Source organism: Cupriavidus pampae, assembly GCF_914271485.1.
Classification (GTDB): Bacteria; Pseudomonadota; Gammaproteobacteria; order Burkholderiales; family Burkholderiaceae; genus Cupriavidus; species Cupriavidus pampae.
On sequence record NZ_CAJZAG010000013.1, the window covers coordinates 206,917 to 223,165 of the forward strand.

The window sequence follows — 16,249 nt, forward strand, 5'->3', positions numbered from 1 at the left end:
CTCTCTTCAAGGAGCACATCATGTCTATCAAGCACGTACTCTTCATCCTGACCAACGCCGCTGAAATCGGCCCGAACCATCGCGCCACCGGCTACTTCTTCCCCGAAGTCGCCCACCCGTACGAAGTGTTCGCCGAGTCCGGCGTGGCCGTCGAATACGCCTCGCTGCAAGGCGGCACGCCGCCGGAAGACGGCTACGACGCGAACGATCCCGCGCAACTGGCGTTCCGCAACAGCGCGGCCATCCGCCGCATGGCACATAGCCGCAAGCTGTCGGAAGTGGACGTCCTCGACTATGACGCGATCTTCTTCCCGGGCGGCCTTGGACCGATGGTCGATATCGCCAACAACCCTGAAATCCAGCGCGCGGTCGAACGCGCCTGGCAAGCCGGCAAAATTGTCGCAGCAGTCTGCCACGGCCCCGCCGCACTGCTCGGCGCAAAGAACGAAGATGGCACCCCGCTGGTCAAGGGCCGCAAGCTGACGTCCTTCTCCAACGCCGAAGAGTCGGGCTACGCGCAGGCCGATGTACCGTTCCTGCTCGAAGACGCGCTGCGCGCCGAAGGCGCCGAGTATTCGTCTGTTGATGTATGGCAAGAAAAGGTGGTGGTGGACGGCAAGCTGATGACGGGCCAAAACCCTGCATCGGGCGGCCCGCTCGCCAAGGCCATCGTGGCAGCGCTGCGGTAAGCAGCTTCACGTCTGAACGAAGGGCCACATCGTCGCGCTAGCGACATGCGGCCCTTCGTTTTTCGACCTCGAGCATAGAAAAATTTTGCCGGCACGCGACAACTGTCGTGCATCCTATGACGTCGTATTGCAACTTCGTTCCGTGAGGACTTTATGAAAAGAACTTTTGAGATATGGGAAGGTACGGATGAAGATGGCGATCGACAGAAATGTGTTATCGGGAAAGGTCAGTTTGTTCAACAAGCAAGGTCGATTGGATCCGATCCAGTGCTCCTGACAACCTTTGATGCAGACAGCGCGGAAGAAGCATCGATTTTTCTTGATAAATTTTGCTGGGGTGACTAGTCGAACTGAGTTGCGTTAGGTCATCGCGAGGGTGACGCAAATAGCGACCCCAATGAGAGCAAGAAAAAGGCCCAAATACTTCCATCCTTTTCGCGTACTAGGAAACTCGCCCATACCGTCCGTGAGGAACGCCCATCCGATCACGAAGATGATGAGGATCGGCTTACTTAGTAAGCTGGCTACCTCCGCTAGTCGGCATCCAATTCGTTGCCGATCAGATCGGAAAAGGCGGCGGTTTCGAGGAAACATCTGAGAGCAGGTTTGTAGAATTTCGCAATCGCTGCCGGAGCGTTGCGGCGCGTTGAGGAAGCGGTTTTGAAGACCGCAAATTGTCGTTGATTCTCGCTTCAACGTCGAACTATCGCTGGTGATGGAGAACGAAGCCATGTGCGTATCGGGTAAAGCGGGACGCGGCTTCCGGACCCATCTCGGCCAGATAAGGCAAGCTTGACCGGCGGTTATCAAAAGCCTTTCCGCCGGTCAATGGTGTCTGTCGAGGTTCGCTTAACACCTAGCTTGGTTAGTCGACGCAATTCCTATATCAAGGCTGCTGGTAGAGCCACACAGATCCGTCGACAAGCTTGGCGGCGATACGCACCTTGCCGTTCGCGTCGAGCGCGCTCACAAAGTCTGTTGGTGTGCCGGCGGCAGGCAGCGCAATCGTCGTGGTAGCTCTGGTGTCCGTATTGAACAAAGTCCACGAAGACGCCGACAGCCCCACCAGGAAATGCGGAATAGCGCTCAGCTTGATCAAGGACGGCACCGCGCTCCACACGTTTGCGTAATGGGCGCCGGGCGAAGGTCTGCTTACGATACCGAGGCTACTTGCATAACCATAGACCTGTGCATTCTGATCCGCCGCATTTGCGGCAACCGCCCCAAAGCTAAGCGTGGAGGTTGCCGTATAGACATATGCCATCGTCATGCCATTCGACTGGATAATCTCGTTGACGCCGTCATTGTGAAGCGTCATGGCGCCACTTCCATCCGGGAACGGACGAGCATCGAGAACCGGTGCATCGCTAAATTCGCCAGTAGGCTGCATCATCCCTCCAACCCGCTCCCACCACGACGTCGTCCACGACACCATATTGGGACACCAGCCGGTCGAATCAATGTTGCCGCCGGTCGTGGTCACAAAGTTGCGTCCCGTCGGGGTCGGACCACATCCCCGCAAGGATGTGTCGGCGCGCGCGCCGGCAAGGTCACCGTCGAAGCTGCCGAATGAAACGCTCGAGCCATCGGCACCGAGTTGCACCATCACAGCCGAATTTGCCGGGTTCGCAGCTGCCGCGAGCCAGATACCTTGTGCGGTAGCCGGCAGCGCCGAGCCGGGCTCGACCGCTGTATCATCGGCAGCACCGAAACGCTCCAGTCGTGCCGGCTGACTGCCATCCGCAGTCAGGCGCCACACACGCGTGCCGTCGATCGCCAGGCTGATGATCGAGGGGCTGGCGATCGGTGCATCCGGCAGGCGCGTCCATACGCCCGGTGACGACAGCGGCAGTGTGCTGCTGTTCGAGCGGCCATCCGGATACGTTGCCGTGACCGTCAACGTCGCGGTATAGGCGGTAACCTGAGCAGCATCCATGCCGATCGTCACGCTCCCGCCGTTACCCACGCTAACGATGGAGGCCGCCGTGCCGCTTTGCTGGATCGACCAGGCCAACGTCACCTGACCTGCCAGGTTGGCACCCTGTGCATCGGTCAACGTTACCGACACGGTACCGGTGAGCCCCGGCCTCACGCTCAGCGACGACGCCGAAAACGCGATCGACGGCAGCGGCACCAGCGCCCGTGTGAGCGCTGCATTGCTGCACAGGCGGTCACCTGCGGGCGTGCTCGCGCACGCGGTGAGCTGGCCCGTAGCCGCGAGCGTGCCCGTAGTCGAGACCTGCGCCGAATGGCTGTCCGACGCCGGCGTCACCGCAAACGTGTTGTTGTCGATCGCCCACGACCAGTCCTTCAGATCCGCTGCGCCATCCACACCGTCCGAACGCTGCACCACCGCCGTGACCACTTGCGGCGCGGCACCAGCGTTGACCGTCAGCGTGGACGGCGACAGCGTGAGTGAATAGGTCTTGGCGGCCGCAGGCTGCACGGCCAGATGCGTGGTGCTGGCGGCCTGGCTGCCATCGGGAAGCGTGGCCGTGGCAATGACATTGGCCTCGCCCGGTGCCAGCAGGCGTACCGTCGCGTAAATACCGACCGGCTGCGTGACGCTGGCCGCCGCAGCAGGTGCCAGATCGGACGCGGATACTACGGTCGCGACCGCTTCATTCGATGACGACCACGCGAACTTGGCGCCCTTGACCTCTTGGCCATCGGCACCCAGCAGCGTTGCCTTCAGCATCATCGTGCCGCCCTGTGCCGGTGCAGCGGTGCCGGTATCGACAACGAGGCGGCTGGTAGGCGTTTGCGCGGGAGGTGTTTGCGTGGCAGGAGGGGATTGTGTGTCATCGCTGCCACAGGCGGACAGCAGGCTTGCCGCAAGGACAAGCGATATCAGACCGGTGGTGCGAGCGCGCGCCCCGGCGTGGAAACAGTAAAACATGTGACCTTACCCGTTATTGTTGGTTTGAAAGCGCATGTCGCCGGCGTGCCACGGTGCCTTATCTAGCGACCGATATCGGGCGCAAGCGATATGTTCGGGCGAATCTAGCAACGATGCCCTTACGCCCTCCACCCCACTTCGGCACTATTAAGTTCTGAGAATTCGTGCTCAGACAAACAACAGCCACGCACCGTAGGCAACGAACAGCCACACGCACATAACCAGCACCGCTCCCCAATAGCTCGTCGGCTTCTTTTGCTGGTCCTCAAGCCATTTATCGGCGTGGCTGCGACATTCCTTCAGCACCTCATGAGGTATCAATCCCGTCTTTCGGCCACGCTCGCGATACCCCGTCAGCTCGACAGCCTGACACGCCCGAATGCAGCCAGAATGGTCAGGTCATAACCAATCTTCAAAACACCGCAGGCTACCAATGGGGCTCCGGCCCAACCCATTGCCATGAGCCCGCCGGCAAGCGCCGGACTAATCGCGGCGGCGAGGCTACGTGGCACTGCAGTCAGACTTGCCGCCGCGGCTCGCTCGGCGGGGGTGACCACCGCCATCACGAATGCCGTCCGCGTTGGCACATCCATTTGGGACAGAGCACTGCGCGCCAGCAGCAATAGCAACGTCAGCGTCAACGACGGTGAGAATGCGGCGGCAATCAGGAACGCACTAGAGGGTATGTGCGTGAACACCATGGTGTTCACCAGACCGATCTTACGGGCTAGCGGAACAGCGGCGAACTGGGAGGCTGTTGTGAGTAGTCCGGCCCAGAAAAAAAACTGGCCCGCCGTGCCCGGGGACATCCCGAAACGCTGCATTAGCCAGAGCGACAGCAAGGCATTGACGACCAGGCCACCTGCAAACGCATCCACACTGAACAGCATCGCGAGTCGGATCACGATTCGGCGTGATGGGCCCAGTGGTGCGGCTGTCGATGTCGACTGCGGATGTGGTTCAGGCAACCGCGCGTAGAGCGCCCAGAGAGCAATACCCGTCAAAGCGTAGACGACAAACATCAAGCGCACGGCATCGAGAAACGGCAAGCCAGCATGCTTGGCAAGCGAGGCCGGTACTGCTGCGGCCAGCGCCCCAAATGCAGCGGACAGCGAGCCCGCTATACCGTAGCGTGCGAACAAAGCGGTGCGTGCGTCGGGTGCCGCGGCCCCGGCAAGTCGTGCCTGCTCCAGCGGCAGGAATACGCTGACATCCCCCGAGCTTGGGTTTAGCGTGCCGACAAAGGCAACAATCAGCAGCGGCCAAAGCGAAGACAGACCCGCAAAAGCCGCCCCGGTCGCGCACATCAGGACCGCCGCAAACATCAGCAGGCGACGTTGTGAAAAGCGGCTCCCGATGAGTCCGACCAGAATGGTTGCGATGGCGGAGCCAATCAGCGTGACGCTGCTGATTAGCCCCACGGCGAACTGGTCGAAGCCGAGCGCCAGCAGGTAGGCGGGCAAGAGTACAGCCACGAATCCATCGCAGAACCCACGCAGTGCCCGCCCGGCAAGCAGCGGCGTTATTTCCTGTGGCATTAGTGATGCAGCAGCGGATAGGCTGCGAGGCCAATCAGTGCCGCGCCCGCGACGATCATCGGTTCAGGCAGCTTCTTGAACTTCAAGAGCAGGGCTACAGTGACGAGCGCCAGCAGCGTGGAAGAGAAGTCATGCAACCAGCTTAGTGGGTTGTAGTCCCCGCTTCAACGTTGTAGCGATCTCTACATCCAGTCTTGGGATGGATTCGATGCTGTTTGCTTACTTGATGGCGAAACGCACCGTGACGGTCTTGCCGTCGGCAAACTTGACGGTCGCGACACCTCCCAGCCTACTCGTGTGCCATGGGCTTGAAGTCGATGTAGTGGCGTTCGGTGCCGCCCCAGAAGGCACTGCGCTCATATTGCGTAAGACCGTGGTTATTGCGCAATCGCTCGGGAAGATCGGGGTTGGAGGAGAACCATCTTCCGAATGCCACAAGATCGGCATCCCCACGCGTGAGGATGGCCTCTGCACCGGCACGGTCGAAGCCGCCAGCAGCAACGATCGGCCCGTCAAAGTGTTCTCTCAAGTGAGCGGATGCTGTCGGCTCAGCACCCTCCGTGAGCGTTTCGGTTCCCATGACACGCGGCTCTATGACGTGTAGATACGCGAGGCCGAACTCGTTAAGACGTTTTGTGAAATAGCTGAACGTGCTTTGCGGGTTGCTATCCGAAATGCCGCCCCACTTGCCACTTGGTGACACGCGTACGCCGACGCGGTCTGCACCCCAGACCGACGCGAGTGCCTCCACCAGTTCAAGCGAGAACCGGGCACGTTTTTCAATGCTGCCGCCATACGCATCGGTCCGCTTGTTGGTCCCGTCTTGCAGAAAGGTATCGGCAAGATATCCATTAGCGTTGTGCAATTCGATGCCGTCGAAGCCCGCATCGCGCGCCCGTGTCGCGGCAACGCGGAAGGATTCAATGATCGCCGGTATCTCGTCGGTGCCGACGGCTCGATGAGGAGAATTTGGAACCCAGCCATTCCGCGTAAGAACAGTTGTCTCGAACGGCACGACCGACGGAGCAATTGGCAGGCTTCCGTGGCTTAGATCTACGTGGGACTGGCGACCATCATGGGCGATTTGCACAAAAATGCGCGCTCGCCGTTGGTGAACGGCGGCGGTAACCTGGCCCCAGGCGGCGACGTGTGCGTCGGTATAGATACCAGGCGCGCCCTGGTATCCGCGACTGTCGTACGATGGGTGTGCACTCTCGGTAATCAGCAAGCCGCCATCCGAAGAACGTTGCCGGTAGTATTCCACCATCATTGCGCTTGGGCTGTCGTCTTCGTTGGCGCGCAGGCGAGTCATCGGGGCATGAACGACGCGGTGATTCAGCGTATGGGGCCCTACGGCAACCGGCGAGAATAGTTTCATTTTGGGGAAATATGTAAGGAAGTGCGGTGGCCATCTTTCGCGAAAGAACCGTGTATGGCTTCCGTAATGACGGCCACCTACCAAAGCAATCAGGCTGACGTACTCGCACGAGCTGAAACGGCGTCATGCCATCGTTTCAGTGCGTCGTGACTCTCGGGAATTGGCATCGAAAATGCCTTCGTCGCAAAGTCCAGCGTCACCAGCGCAGTGATGTCGGCTGCAGAGAAAGTGTTTCCTGCCACGAACGTGCTGCGACTCAGTTGAGCATCGAGATCGTTATAGAAGTTGACCACGCGCTGCCTGCTGCGCTCAACGAGCTCTGGAATCTGGTCGTAGCCGTGAGGTCCGGACAAGGCGCGTCCCTTGAGCCCAGGCGCGTTGTTACGCACACCTTCCATAACGGCCGCGAACCCTTCAATTTCCATGCGTCGTTCCCACATCGCGACGACTGCCTTTTCGGCCGCCGTCGTGCCGTATAGCGAGGGCGTCGGGTGTGCATCGTCCAGATAACGCATGATGGTGGACGCCTCCCCGATCGCGGTGCCGTCGTCCAGGACTAGCGTCGGCACGACACTGCGGGGATTGATGGCGCGATAGGCCTCGGAGTTCTGCTCTCGCGTCCCCAGGTCTACGGGTAAGAGTTCGACTTCGATGCCTTTCTCTGCGATCAGGATTCTCACTCGGCGCGCGTTGGGCGATCCGTTTGCATGGTAGAGCTTCATCAATTGACTCCGATTAGAGTTTGGAACCGCCATCGACGCGCAGCGTCTCGCCCGTGATCCACCGGGCCTGGTCGGATGCAAGAAATTCGATGGCAGCGCCGATGTCGCTGGGATCAGCCATGCGCTTGAGAGCCTGCATGCCGAGCGTGAAGGCCTTGCCCTCGTCGCTCTTGGCAAAGCTGGACATGTCCGTTGGCACGACACCAGGGGCTACCGCATTCACGCGGATCCCCCGCTCGCCGAGGGTGGCGGCGAAGTGCTTGACGAGCGTGTCGATCGCGCCCTTGGTGGCCGCATAAGCGGACAGCGTTCCCATGGCCGAATGCGCGGCAAGCGATGACAGCAGGACCACGCTGCTCCCTTTGCACATGGCGGGCAGCAACTGCTGCACCAGGAAGAATGGCGCCCGTACATTCACTGCGAAGAGATTGTCGAAATCCTCCACGGTGGTGTCTTCGATGGGTGCGGCCAGCGCAATGCCGGCGTTGGCCACCAGGATGTCGAGGCGCGAACCGATGATGGCCCTGGCTTGCTGCGCGAGCTTGTGCGGACCATCGGGGGCACGCAGATCTGCGGCGATGGCCTCGGCCTTGCCGCCGAGCGTCCGGATTTCGGCAACCACTGCCTCGGCTTCGCTCGCGGCACTGCTGTAGTGAACCAGCACCTGAGCACCCGCCTTCGCTAGCGCCAATGCGCTCGCGCGACCGATTCCCCGCGATGCGCCTGTTACCAGTGCGGTCTTGCCAGTGAGAGTTTTCATGTTTGACAGTTCCTGTATTCAGACGCCTTGCCAGGCGGGGTAGTCGGTGTAGCCGCGCGAATCGCCGCCGTAGAACGTGTTGCGGTCGTAGGGATTGAGCGGTTGCCCGTCGCGGATTCGCGATGGAAGGTCCGGGTTGGCGATGAAAGACCGTCCGAACGCGACGGCATCGATGTGCCCGTGTCCGATCTCCAATTGCGCCTCGTCGCCGTTGAATCCGCCAGCGGCGATCACCGGGCCGTCGAAATGCGCTCGCAGATCGCGCGCCGCGACGGAGCGGATGTCCTCGGCAACGTCTTCCGATCCAACGACGCGGGGTTCGACCACATGCAGATAGGCCAGACCCTTGCCTGAGAGCGCTCCGGCGATGTAACGAAAATCGGATTCGGGATCGCTGTTCGACATGCCGTTGAAGTGGCTGCTTGGCGTCAGCCGCACGCCCACGCGTCCGTCGCCCCAGACCGCTCGCACGGCATCAACGATCTCGATCAGCAAGCGAGCGCGATTCTCGATTGGGCCGCCGTACCGGTCTGTACGACGATTACTGCCGTCCTGAAGGAACTGGTCGATCAGGTAGCCATTGGCAGCGTGGATTTCCACGCCGTCGAAGCCGGCTTGCTGCGCTCGCTTTGCAGCGCCGACGTACTCCTCAATGACTGCCGCGATCTCGGTGGTTTCGAGAGCCCGTCCCGGCGATGCAGGTACCCATCCTTCGCTAGTGAAGGCAACGCCCTCGTAAGGAACGACCGATGCCGTTACCGGCGCCGCGCCTGCGAGCAGGCTGGAGTGCGCAGTTCTGCCAACGTGCCAGAGTTGGGCGATCATGTGCGCGCCGCGTGCATGCACGGCCGTCACGATTTCTTGCCAGGCGTAGCGCTGCGCGTCGGTATAGAGGCCGGGTGCGCCGAGGTAGCCGCGCCCAGTTGCCGACACCGTGGTGGCTTCGCTGATGATGAGGCCGCCCGCGGACGCGCGTTGCGCGTAGTAGTCGCGCATCAGCGCATTCGGAATGTCGCCGTCTCGATCGGCACGGAGGCGCGTTAGCGGTGCCATGACCACGCGGTGGCCAAGCTGGATCTGGCCCAATGCCAGCGGGCTGAATAGTGTGTTGGACATTTGATATCAGCCTGCAGTCTTGCCGCCGTCAACGGTGAGGATCTGCCCCGTCACAAACGTGGCGCCTTCGGATGCCAGGTAGAGCACTGCCGCGGCAATTTCCTCCGGCTTGCCGACGCGGGCGAGCGGTACGCCGCTGGCGAGTGCCGCTTTCCGTTCCGGCGTCCCGGTGAAGCGGTCGAGCATGCCGGTCTCCGTCGGCCCGGGCGCGACAGCATTGACGCGTACACCCGTGGCCGCGACTTCGAGCGCCGCCGACTTCGTGATGCCTTCCACTGCATGCTTGCTGCCCGCATACACCGAGGCATAGGCGGCGCCTTCATGACCGTAGGTCGATGAAATATTGATGACGTTGCCCGAGCCCTGGGCGGTCATGACGCGCAATTCGTGCTTGAGGCTCAGCAACGTCCCTAGGACATTGGTGTCGAACGTCGCGGCGTAGCTTTCCGCGGTTTGCTCCGTTATACGGCCGGGCGTGCCTTCCGTGCCGGCGTTGTTGACAGCAACATCGAGACGGCCGAAGCGTGTGACGACCTGGTCGACCAGCTGGCCTACCTCTTCGTCATGGCGAACATCGGCTTGCACGAACACTGCGTCGGCGCCCAGCTTGCGCAACTCGGTTTCGAGTGCCGCACCTTCGGCCGGACGACGGCCCGACACAACGAGCCGTGCGCCGGAGCGGGCAAAAGCAAGGGCGGTTGCACGACCGATGCCGGTCAGTGCGCCAGTGATGAGAACGACGGGACTATCCACGAGAAGCTCCTGTAAGGTATCGCTGCGACGCATGCCTGATGTCGCGTCGGCAACGGGATCGGGGTGACCACAGGAGCTAATTTATGGGCTATCGCCGCCCAGGGATAAGACTTTGTAAGCTGAGGGGCATGCCTGTTGGGCATGGGAATAAGCCCGCGCGGCTCCATACTGCCGCCCGGGCTTCATGCCTGACTCACGGCAAGACCGGCTGCGCCGTAGCCCGCGCGATGATTGCGTCCGCATCGCGTTGCAGCAGGAACCGCTGCGCCACCAGATTGTTGGCGGCCGTTGTCACCGCCGCCACATAACCCGCCTGATTCACGTACAGCGATTCCAGCGATGGTCGGCCATCGCCAGCCGCGATGCGCGCCGCGTCGGTCTTGTGGAGCGGGATGAACGCGCCCGTCAGGTTAAAGCCGGCAAGATCGTGGCAGCGGTCTGCCACGGCCCGGCCGCACAGCTCGGCGCGAGGAACGAAGATGGCACCCCGCTGATCAAGGGCCGCAAGATGACGTCCCTCTCTAAATCATCTTGGGCCGCTGATCATCGCAATGCACGCCGATCTTCGCCTCGGACGCGAGCGCGTCAACATGGTGAAGTCGATCTACGCGAAGGAGGATCGTGCCTTTGAATCCGAGTGGCGCGAAGAAGGATTGCTGCTGTGGGAGCAGCAATAGGCCTGAAGGTGGTTGCCAAAGAAGGTGGCCGCCAAAGACAAAGGGCCGTCTGTTCGACGGCCCTTCGAAAAAACCTACCACCTACGCGACACGACTGTCCGGCTCTGATTGCCCTAAGTGGGACGCCCCGCAGGTGGTAGGCAGGAGTATAGGAAAATTTTGCCGGCGCGACAACCGTCATCCAGCCTATGTCGTCGTGTTGAAACTATCTGTCGAATTCAGAGAGAAACTATTTCACGCCGAGAAAAATGATGCCAGCTGCATGGCCTCCCCGAGGAACGCGGCTGACGCCGTGCCGGAGGTTCACGCGAGAGCTTCCTTATGTGCCCTACATCGGTCGGCTGTGAACGGCGCAGGCGACTGCCCCCCGTCGGCAGCTCATAGGCAATCGCGGCGGGCGGCTATCGGACCCAATAGGGTCATTCAACTTTCGGTAGACCGGACATTCGCCAGCGTCGGTGTCCTCGGTTGGATAGTGCCTGACTAGCGTTATCCGTGCCATTCAGTGCTGAGCATCGCGTACCGATGCTCGTCGTGCCACACACCGTGTACGAGCATGCTTTCGCGCGTCGTCCCTTCGCGACGCATGCCCAAACGCTCCATCAAGCGGATGGATCCAGTATTTTGTGTGCTTGCGTTTGAGGTTAGACGATGCAACCGCCGCTCTCCGAATGCGTACTCGATTAGCCATTTTGCCGCTTCGGTCGCATAGCCTTGACCAGAAAAAGCCCGATTTAGCGACCATCCGATATCACCGGTCCGCTTGCTGCCAGATTCGATATACATTCCGACCTCTCCGATCATGCCCCCGCTCTCTCTCAGTTCTATCGCGAACATGAGCCAGCAGTTGTCAGCATCAGAGGTGAGCTCAGCCTGTTTCGCCAGAAACTTCAGCGCCTCGGCGTGAGGCATACGCTCAATCGGCTGCAGGCGCATGTTCTCGTGGGCGTTCCGATAGGCTAAAAAAGCCTGCAGGTCTTCTTGTCTGGGCCGGCGAATGACAAGCCGATCTGTGTACACAAGAGTCATTGTTTCTTGATTTGATTTTTGAAATGTTTTCATGCGTAGCGATTTGCGTCGAGCCCAGGCTCGCAGCTTTTCGGAAAGCCTCATACAAACTCAACCATTCAGAACTTGCAGGCTCTCGATCTGGCTGAGGGGTAAGCCGCCCGACTATCTAACCGTTTTCCGAGTAGATGTTGATCAATTTCGAGCTATTCCCCTTTCCTGTGGTTAGCCACAAGATGGAATGCATGCGAAGCGATCGACCAATGGCACGTGTCCGAACCAGTCGGCAGGCCCGGGAAGGTCCGTGACGCATCTCCGTTTGATATCTCCTTCGTCAAATTGACCTAACCAATGAGAAGCACCTGAAAATGAAGCTCAAGAACAAAGTTGCATTCATCACTGGCGGCACCTCGGGCATCGGCCTGGAATCCGCAAAACTTTTCCAGGCCGAGGGCGCCCAGGTGGTGCTGGTCGGCTCGAACGCAGAGCGCCTGGCCGCAGCCGGCAACGAACTTGGCGGCAAAGCGCTTCTGGTTGGTGCCGACATCCGTAAGGTGGCCGACATCGAGCGTGCCGTCGAAGAAACCCGCGCCAAGTTCGGTCGCATCGACGTCCTGTTCGCGAACGCGGGCGCGACGACGGTCGCTCCGCTGGAGGCGGTGACGGAAGCGTATGTCGCCGACAACCTTGCGCTCAACTTCACCGGGACGTTCTTCACGATCCAGAAAGCGGCTCCGATCATGACTCAGGGCGGCAGCATCATCGTGACGACGTCGTTCCTCAACACCATCGGCTATCCCGGCCTGTCGATCCTGGCGGCGACCAAGGCTGCGGCGCGCTCCCTCGTCCGCACCCTGGGTGCCGAACTGGCGCCGCGCGGCATTCGCGTGAATGCAGTCAGTCCAGGCGCGATCGCGACCCCGTTCTACAGCAAGATCGGCTTGCCCGACAACGTGCTATCGGAGGTCGCCACCAGCATCACGCAAAGGATCGGCCTGAAGCGCTTCGGCGACGCAGTGGAACTCGCGAAGACCGCGCTGTTCCTCGCCAGCGACGATTCGTCGTACACAACCGGCGCCGAACTCGTCGTCGACGGCGGCATGACCCAGTTCTGATCACCTCAAGGAACCAGAGTGTCGTGGCCAGCGCTGGGCTTCGGCCCGGCGCGCTCAAACGAACGAGAGTGCATGACCGGTACCGTACCCGTGGTCCTCGGCGGCCCGGCCGAAATCCGATGAATTCTAAGGAACACTGACATGCGCATTTTTCTTCTCGCCGTCCTCGCGGCATCGCTAGGCCTTGTCTCCCAGACATCGGCTCAGGCCCAGGTGTCGCTCAGCGGCAAGACGCTTGCCCTGAGCACCGCAATACTCGCCGCCCAGACCGCGGTCGACACCTGCAAGGCCAACGGCTACGACGTGACCGCGACGATCGTTGATGTCTCCGGCACGCCGCAAGTCGTTCTGCGCGGCGACCACGCAGTGATCCACACCAAGGACAGCAGCTTCCGCAAGGCCTATACGGTCGTGACCATGGGTCCGATCTTCCACGTCGATACCACCAGCGGATTCATCGGCGTCCTGGCGAAGTACCCACCACTCGTGGCGCAGTCGCTGGCCAGCACGCCCAACGTGACGGCCCTCCCCGGAGGTGTCGCGTTCAAGGTGGGGGACGAGACGGTTGCCGGCCTCGGCGTTGGCGGTTCGCCCGGCGGCGACAAGGACGAGGTCTGTGCTGTGGCCGGTGTCGCCAGGGTGGCGGAACTCGTGAAGAAGTAGACGCGACGACAGACGTTCGAAGCGCTCGCCCGCCGCCTCAGGATCGATTGAGCGCGGCGCGCATTTTTTTCAACGGGATGGCCGGCGCCCGAAGCCCGCGAGCGCCTCACGGAGCTTCGGCACAGTGAAGTCGATGAATCGACGTAGCTTGACCGGCATCATGTCCCGTGACAGGTGAACGAGATGCACTGGTATCGGGTCGACCTCAAACTCTTGCAGGATGAATCGGAGTTTCCGGGCGCGCACCGCCTCCGCCACGTCGTGCTCGAGCAGCAGCGTTGCGCCCACGCCATCGATAGCGGCATCGGCCGCCGCATCCGGCGACGACACGAGCAGTCGCGGCGTGTCCGTGACCGTGTGAACCTCGTTCGTATTCGGATGACGAAAGCGCCAGGGCGAAAGAAACGGGCTGTTGAACACGACGCGTGGGTATCCCTGAAGATCCTCAGGGCTGCGTGGTACGCCCCGCTTCTTCAGGAGCTGCGGGCTGGCTACCAGGACGACCCGCAACATGCCGACGCGCGTCGCGACCAGGCTGCTGTCGCGCAGGTGGCCGATTCGGATCGCGACGTCCGCATGCGAATCGACGAGGTCGATGTTGCGGTCGGACTGCAGCAGCTGGATCCGGATCTCGGGAAACTGAGTGAGGAACTGGTTGACGATGGGAAGCACCCGCAGGCGCGCCACCTGCACCGGCGTCGTCACGACGAGTTCGCCGCGCGGCTCCGTGAATTCGCCGGCCGCGCGACGCTCCTGCTCGTCGACCTGCTCCAGGATGTGCCTCGCTGCGGCAACGTAGTCGGCTCCCGTATCCGTCAGCAACAGCTTTCGTGTCGTTCGAACGAGAAGCTTGGTGCCGACTATGGACTCCAGGTCGTTGACATTGCGCGTGAGCGTGGCAACGGGAATCCCCAGTTTTCTGGCGGCGGCTGACAGGCTTCCCTCTTCGACAGAGGAAACCAACATTGCCATCGCTTCCAGTCTGTCCATTGACGCACCTCGACAAGCCAGCGGCAGGGACCCGCCGAGCTGCGGCATCGAACAGCCGCGAGGCGCTATTCTACATGCGCTCAGTACAATGCACCGTACCCTCCACTTCGCAGCGGGTGCAATCGACGCGCAGGCCGACGTACCGTTGATTCGACGCCAGCCAGAATGTTGAGCCCCCACGCTATCTGCCGCCACGCTGACCTGTCTATGACGCCTGAGCAAATCTGAACCGGCCGGTCATAGGGCCTCAGCAGTTACGCCGATGATTGGCCCGGCCAGGTTCGTCACTTCGACCGTGAACCGGACATTCCCCGATAGCTCTACACCCGTGGCTCCCTGTCCGACGAGCTGAGTGAACGGAAGCGCCATCAAATACGCCGGGCGCTCTTCCGCCCCGGGAATGTTGACCATCCGGCGGATCAGTAGATACGGGCTCCCCGGAACGCCGCGATTCCACTCATCTGGAAGACAGTATTCGAGGTAGTAGTCCCATGCCGGGTTCGCGCGAATGTTCCTCAGCTTGATGCCGAGATTGGCGCGGGCGCCGGGACGTGAGATCGGCGCGAGCGGCACGGTGATACCCGCACGCATCCAGTTGCCATCGTCGACGAAGAGTCGTCCTACCGGCAGCCAGTCCTTCTGCACCATGTGGGGCAGGCAGACGGCGGGGCCGAACGCGACGTTCCAGGGCGGCCGGATGAACGCGCCGTTCTGGCTCATGATGCACGCCGGGTCCGAATAGTCGGACGCGGTCGTGAGATCGGGTCCGACGTCGTGGTTCATCCCGAAACCGTGCCCCATCTCGTGCGCCGTGATGTTGCCGTCGAACGGCGGTGTCAGGCACACCCGTCCGCGCCCATCCGCGCTGCCGTCAATCCAGAACGGCGCCCATTCCGGATTGCGCCAATCGGCTCCCCGCGGCGCGCCGTCCTTCGCCCAGTTGCGCGTATACACCACAATCTGACTATGGAAGCCGGTGAGCGGATCCTCGCCACGCGCTTGCGCGGCACGAATCCCGGCATCGATTAGTGCCTCGCGGCCGATTCCCCCGGCGTCGATCCTACGCATGTCGGTTTCGACCCATCCGAAGACACGGCTGCCGGTGACGTCGACGCCGCCGTGCGACACCTCGTGCCAGTACTCGATCAAACCTCCAGTGCCCGGTGTGAAGGCTTCGCGGAAAAAGCGCTCTGCGAAGCCTTCACGACTGGCGTCCGCCGGGTCGCCCTTGAAGCGGCAGAGGATAACCGACCATGGCTGATCGTTCGAGTGCTGTCCCCAGAAACTAGACCAGATGTGGTTGTCGAAGCCAATGACGAACAGATCCAGGTTTCCCGGTGCTCGGGTGACTGCGGCTATCTGCTGCTTTTGGTGATCGAACACATGCTGCCCGGGTAGCGGGAACCACTCGCCGTTCCATTGACCCGCGGCATTGGGCCAGAACGTGGAATAGACGCGGTTATCGAAGCCAATAACGAACAGATCCAGGTTTCCCGGCGCCCGTGAGACCGCGGAGATCTGCTGCGTCTGGTGGTCGAACACATGCTGCCCGGGTAGCGGGAACCACTCGCTGTTCCATTGACCCGCGGCATTGGGCCAGAACGTGGAATAGACGCGGTTGTCGAAGCCAATGACGAACAGGTCCAGGTTGCCCGGTGCCCGGGAGACTGCGGCGATCCGCTGCTTCTGGTGATCGAACACGTGCCGCCCGGGTTGCGGGAACCACTCGCTGTTCCAGCCGACCTGATCGTTCCAGAACGTGGAGTAGACGCGGTTGTCGAATCCAATGACGAACAGGTCCAGGTTGCCCGGTGCCCGGGAGACCGCGGTGATCTGCTGCGTCTGGTGGTCGAACACATGCTGCCCGGGTAGCGGGAACCACTCGCTGTTCCATTGACCCGCGGCATTGGGCCAGAACGTGGAATAGACGCGGTTGTCGAA

The 16,249-nt window shown here is 61.3% G+C and carries 15 protein-coding genes and 2 pseudogenes; 5 read left to right on the plus strand and 12 right to left on the minus strand.

The genetic code is table 11. The annotated features are described in order from the left end of the window. Positions 1 to 20: 20 nt before the first annotated feature. Together LDO41_RS29240 and LDO41_RS29245 are read left to right on the plus strand one after the other, a co-directional pair. The gene (locus tag LDO41_RS29240; RefSeq protein ID WP_223994644.1) at positions 21 to 689 is read left to right on the plus strand and encodes a type 1 glutamine amidotransferase domain-containing protein; all 669 of its coding nucleotides are present in this window, start codon (positions 21 to 23) and stop codon (positions 687 to 689) included. Positions 690 to 842: 153 nt separating this feature from the next. Further along, a complete protein-coding gene (locus LDO41_RS29245; RefSeq protein ID WP_223994646.1) occupies positions 843 to 1,034 on the plus strand; it encodes a hypothetical protein in 192 nt (63 codons plus the stop codon). 541 nt (positions 1,035 to 1,575) lie between these two features. Here LDO41_RS29245 and LDO41_RS29250 read toward each other — a convergent pair. The 9 genes and pseudogenes from LDO41_RS29250 to LDO41_RS29290 all read right to left on the minus strand — a co-directional run. After that, positions 1,576 to 3,588 (minus strand): hypothetical protein, encoded by a 2,013-nt coding sequence (locus LDO41_RS29250; RefSeq protein ID WP_223994648.1) that lies wholly within the window; start codon positions 3,586 to 3,588, stop codon positions 1,576 to 1,578. Positions 3,589 to 3,941: 353 nt separating this feature from the next. Continuing rightward, on the minus strand, positions 3,942 to 5,126 hold the full coding sequence (locus tag LDO41_RS29255) for an MFS transporter (protein WP_223994650.1): 1,185 nt from the start codon (positions 5,124 to 5,126) through the stop codon (positions 3,942 to 3,944). Then, positions 5,126 to 5,257, minus strand: a pseudogene (locus tag LDO41_RS29260) (chromate transporter); the annotation flags it as partial. The gene LDO41_RS29255 and the pseudogene LDO41_RS29260, both read right to left, overlap by 1 nt. Positions 5,258 to 5,415: 158 nt before the next feature. Continuing rightward, the gene (locus LDO41_RS29265) at positions 5,416 to 6,504 is read right to left on the minus strand and encodes an alkene reductase (protein ID WP_223994652.1); all 1,089 of its coding nucleotides are present in this window, start codon (positions 6,502 to 6,504) and stop codon (positions 5,416 to 5,418) included. Positions 6,505 to 6,593: 89 nt separating this feature from the next. Then, a complete protein-coding gene (locus LDO41_RS29270; RefSeq protein WP_223994655.1) occupies positions 6,594 to 7,226 on the minus strand; it encodes a glutathione S-transferase family protein in 633 nt (210 codons plus the stop codon). A 13-nt stretch (positions 7,227 to 7,239) separates the two neighbouring features. Next, positions 7,240 to 7,986 (minus strand): SDR family NAD(P)-dependent oxidoreductase, encoded by a 747-nt coding sequence (locus tag LDO41_RS29275; protein ID WP_223994657.1) that lies wholly within the window; start codon positions 7,984 to 7,986, stop codon positions 7,240 to 7,242. Between the two features lie 18 nt (positions 7,987 to 8,004). Further along, entirely contained in the window at positions 8,005 to 9,102 is a 1,098-nt protein-coding gene (locus LDO41_RS29280) for an alkene reductase (protein WP_223994659.1), read from the minus strand. A 6-nt stretch (positions 9,103 to 9,108) separates the two neighbouring features. Next, positions 9,109 to 9,855, minus strand: a complete 747-nt coding sequence (locus tag LDO41_RS29285) for an SDR family NAD(P)-dependent oxidoreductase (protein WP_223994679.1) — start codon at positions 9,853 to 9,855, stop codon at positions 9,109 to 9,111. A 193-nt stretch (positions 9,856 to 10,048) separates the two neighbouring features. Beyond that, positions 10,049 to 10,282 (minus strand): annotated as a pseudogene (locus LDO41_RS29290) (alpha/beta hydrolase domain-containing protein); the annotation flags it as partial. A gap of 124 nt (positions 10,283 to 10,406) precedes the next feature. Between LDO41_RS29290 and LDO41_RS29295 the strand changes: the two are divergent. Next, positions 10,407 to 10,532, plus strand: coding sequence for a hypothetical protein (locus LDO41_RS29295; protein ID WP_253074810.1), 126 nt, complete (start codon positions 10,407 to 10,409; stop codon positions 10,530 to 10,532). Between the two features lie 489 nt (positions 10,533 to 11,021). Here the strand turns inward: LDO41_RS29295 and LDO41_RS29300 are convergent, their stop codons facing one another. Beyond that, positions 11,022 to 11,594, minus strand: coding sequence for a GNAT family N-acetyltransferase (locus tag LDO41_RS29300; RefSeq protein ID WP_223994661.1), 573 nt, complete (start codon positions 11,592 to 11,594; stop codon positions 11,022 to 11,024). Between the two features lie 314 nt (positions 11,595 to 11,908). On the opposite strand from LDO41_RS29300, the gene LDO41_RS29305 reads away from it, so the two are divergent. Next, positions 11,909 to 12,655 (plus strand): SDR family oxidoreductase, encoded by a 747-nt coding sequence (locus LDO41_RS29305; protein ID WP_223994663.1) that lies wholly within the window; start codon positions 11,909 to 11,911, stop codon positions 12,653 to 12,655. A gap of 141 nt (positions 12,656 to 12,796) precedes the next feature. Next, a complete protein-coding gene (locus tag LDO41_RS29310; RefSeq protein ID WP_223994665.1) occupies positions 12,797 to 13,318 on the plus strand; it encodes a GlcG/HbpS family heme-binding protein in 522 nt (173 codons plus the stop codon). 69 nt (positions 13,319 to 13,387) lie between these two features. On the opposite strand, the gene LDO41_RS29315 is transcribed toward LDO41_RS29310, so the two are convergent. Further along, on the minus strand, positions 13,388 to 14,308 hold the full coding sequence (locus LDO41_RS29315; protein WP_223994667.1) for a LysR family transcriptional regulator: 921 nt from the start codon (positions 14,306 to 14,308) through the stop codon (positions 13,388 to 13,390). Positions 14,309 to 14,545: 237 nt separating this feature from the next. After that, positions 14,546 to 16,249 (minus strand): hypothetical protein (locus LDO41_RS29320; RefSeq protein ID WP_223994668.1); only part of this gene is annotated, 1,704 nt, incomplete at its 5' end.

Coding starts and splice junctions, on each gene's coding strand:
- LDO41_RS29240 (WP_223994644.1), top strand. CDS start 21: ATGTCTATCAAGCACGTACTCTTCATCCTGACCAACGCCGCTGAAATC.
- LDO41_RS29245 (WP_223994646.1), top strand. CDS start 843: ATGAAAAGAACTTTTGAGATATGGGAAGGTACGGATGAAGATGGCGAT.
- LDO41_RS29250 (WP_223994648.1), bottom strand. CDS start 3,588: ATGTTTTACTGTTTCCACGCCGGGGCGCGCGCTCGCACCACCGGTCTG.
- LDO41_RS29255 (WP_223994650.1), bottom strand. CDS start 5,126: ATGCCACAGGAAATAACGCCGCTGCTTGCCGGGCGGGCACTGCGTGGG.
- LDO41_RS29265 (WP_223994652.1), bottom strand. CDS start 6,504: ATGAAACTATTCTCGCCGGTTGCCGTAGGGCCCCATACGCTGAATCAC.
- LDO41_RS29270 (WP_223994655.1), bottom strand. CDS start 7,226: ATGAAGCTCTACCATGCAAACGGATCGCCCAACGCGCGCCGAGTGAGA.
- LDO41_RS29275 (WP_223994657.1), bottom strand. CDS start 7,986: ATGAAAACTCTCACTGGCAAGACCGCACTGGTAACAGGCGCATCGCGG.
- LDO41_RS29280 (WP_223994659.1), bottom strand. CDS start 9,102: ATGTCCAACACACTATTCAGCCCGCTGGCATTGGGCCAGATCCAGCTT.
- LDO41_RS29295 (WP_253074810.1), top strand. CDS start 10,407: ATGCACGCCGATCTTCGCCTCGGACGCGAGCGCGTCAACATGGTGAAG.
- LDO41_RS29300 (WP_223994661.1), bottom strand. CDS start 11,594: ATGAAAACATTTCAAAAATCAAATCAAGAAACAATGACTCTTGTGTAC.
- LDO41_RS29305 (WP_223994663.1), top strand. CDS start 11,909: ATGAAGCTCAAGAACAAAGTTGCATTCATCACTGGCGGCACCTCGGGC.
- LDO41_RS29310 (WP_223994665.1), top strand. CDS start 12,797: ATGCGCATTTTTCTTCTCGCCGTCCTCGCGGCATCGCTAGGCCTTGTC.
- LDO41_RS29315 (WP_223994667.1), bottom strand. CDS start 14,308: ATGGACAGACTGGAAGCGATGGCAATGTTGGTTTCCTCTGTCGAAGAG.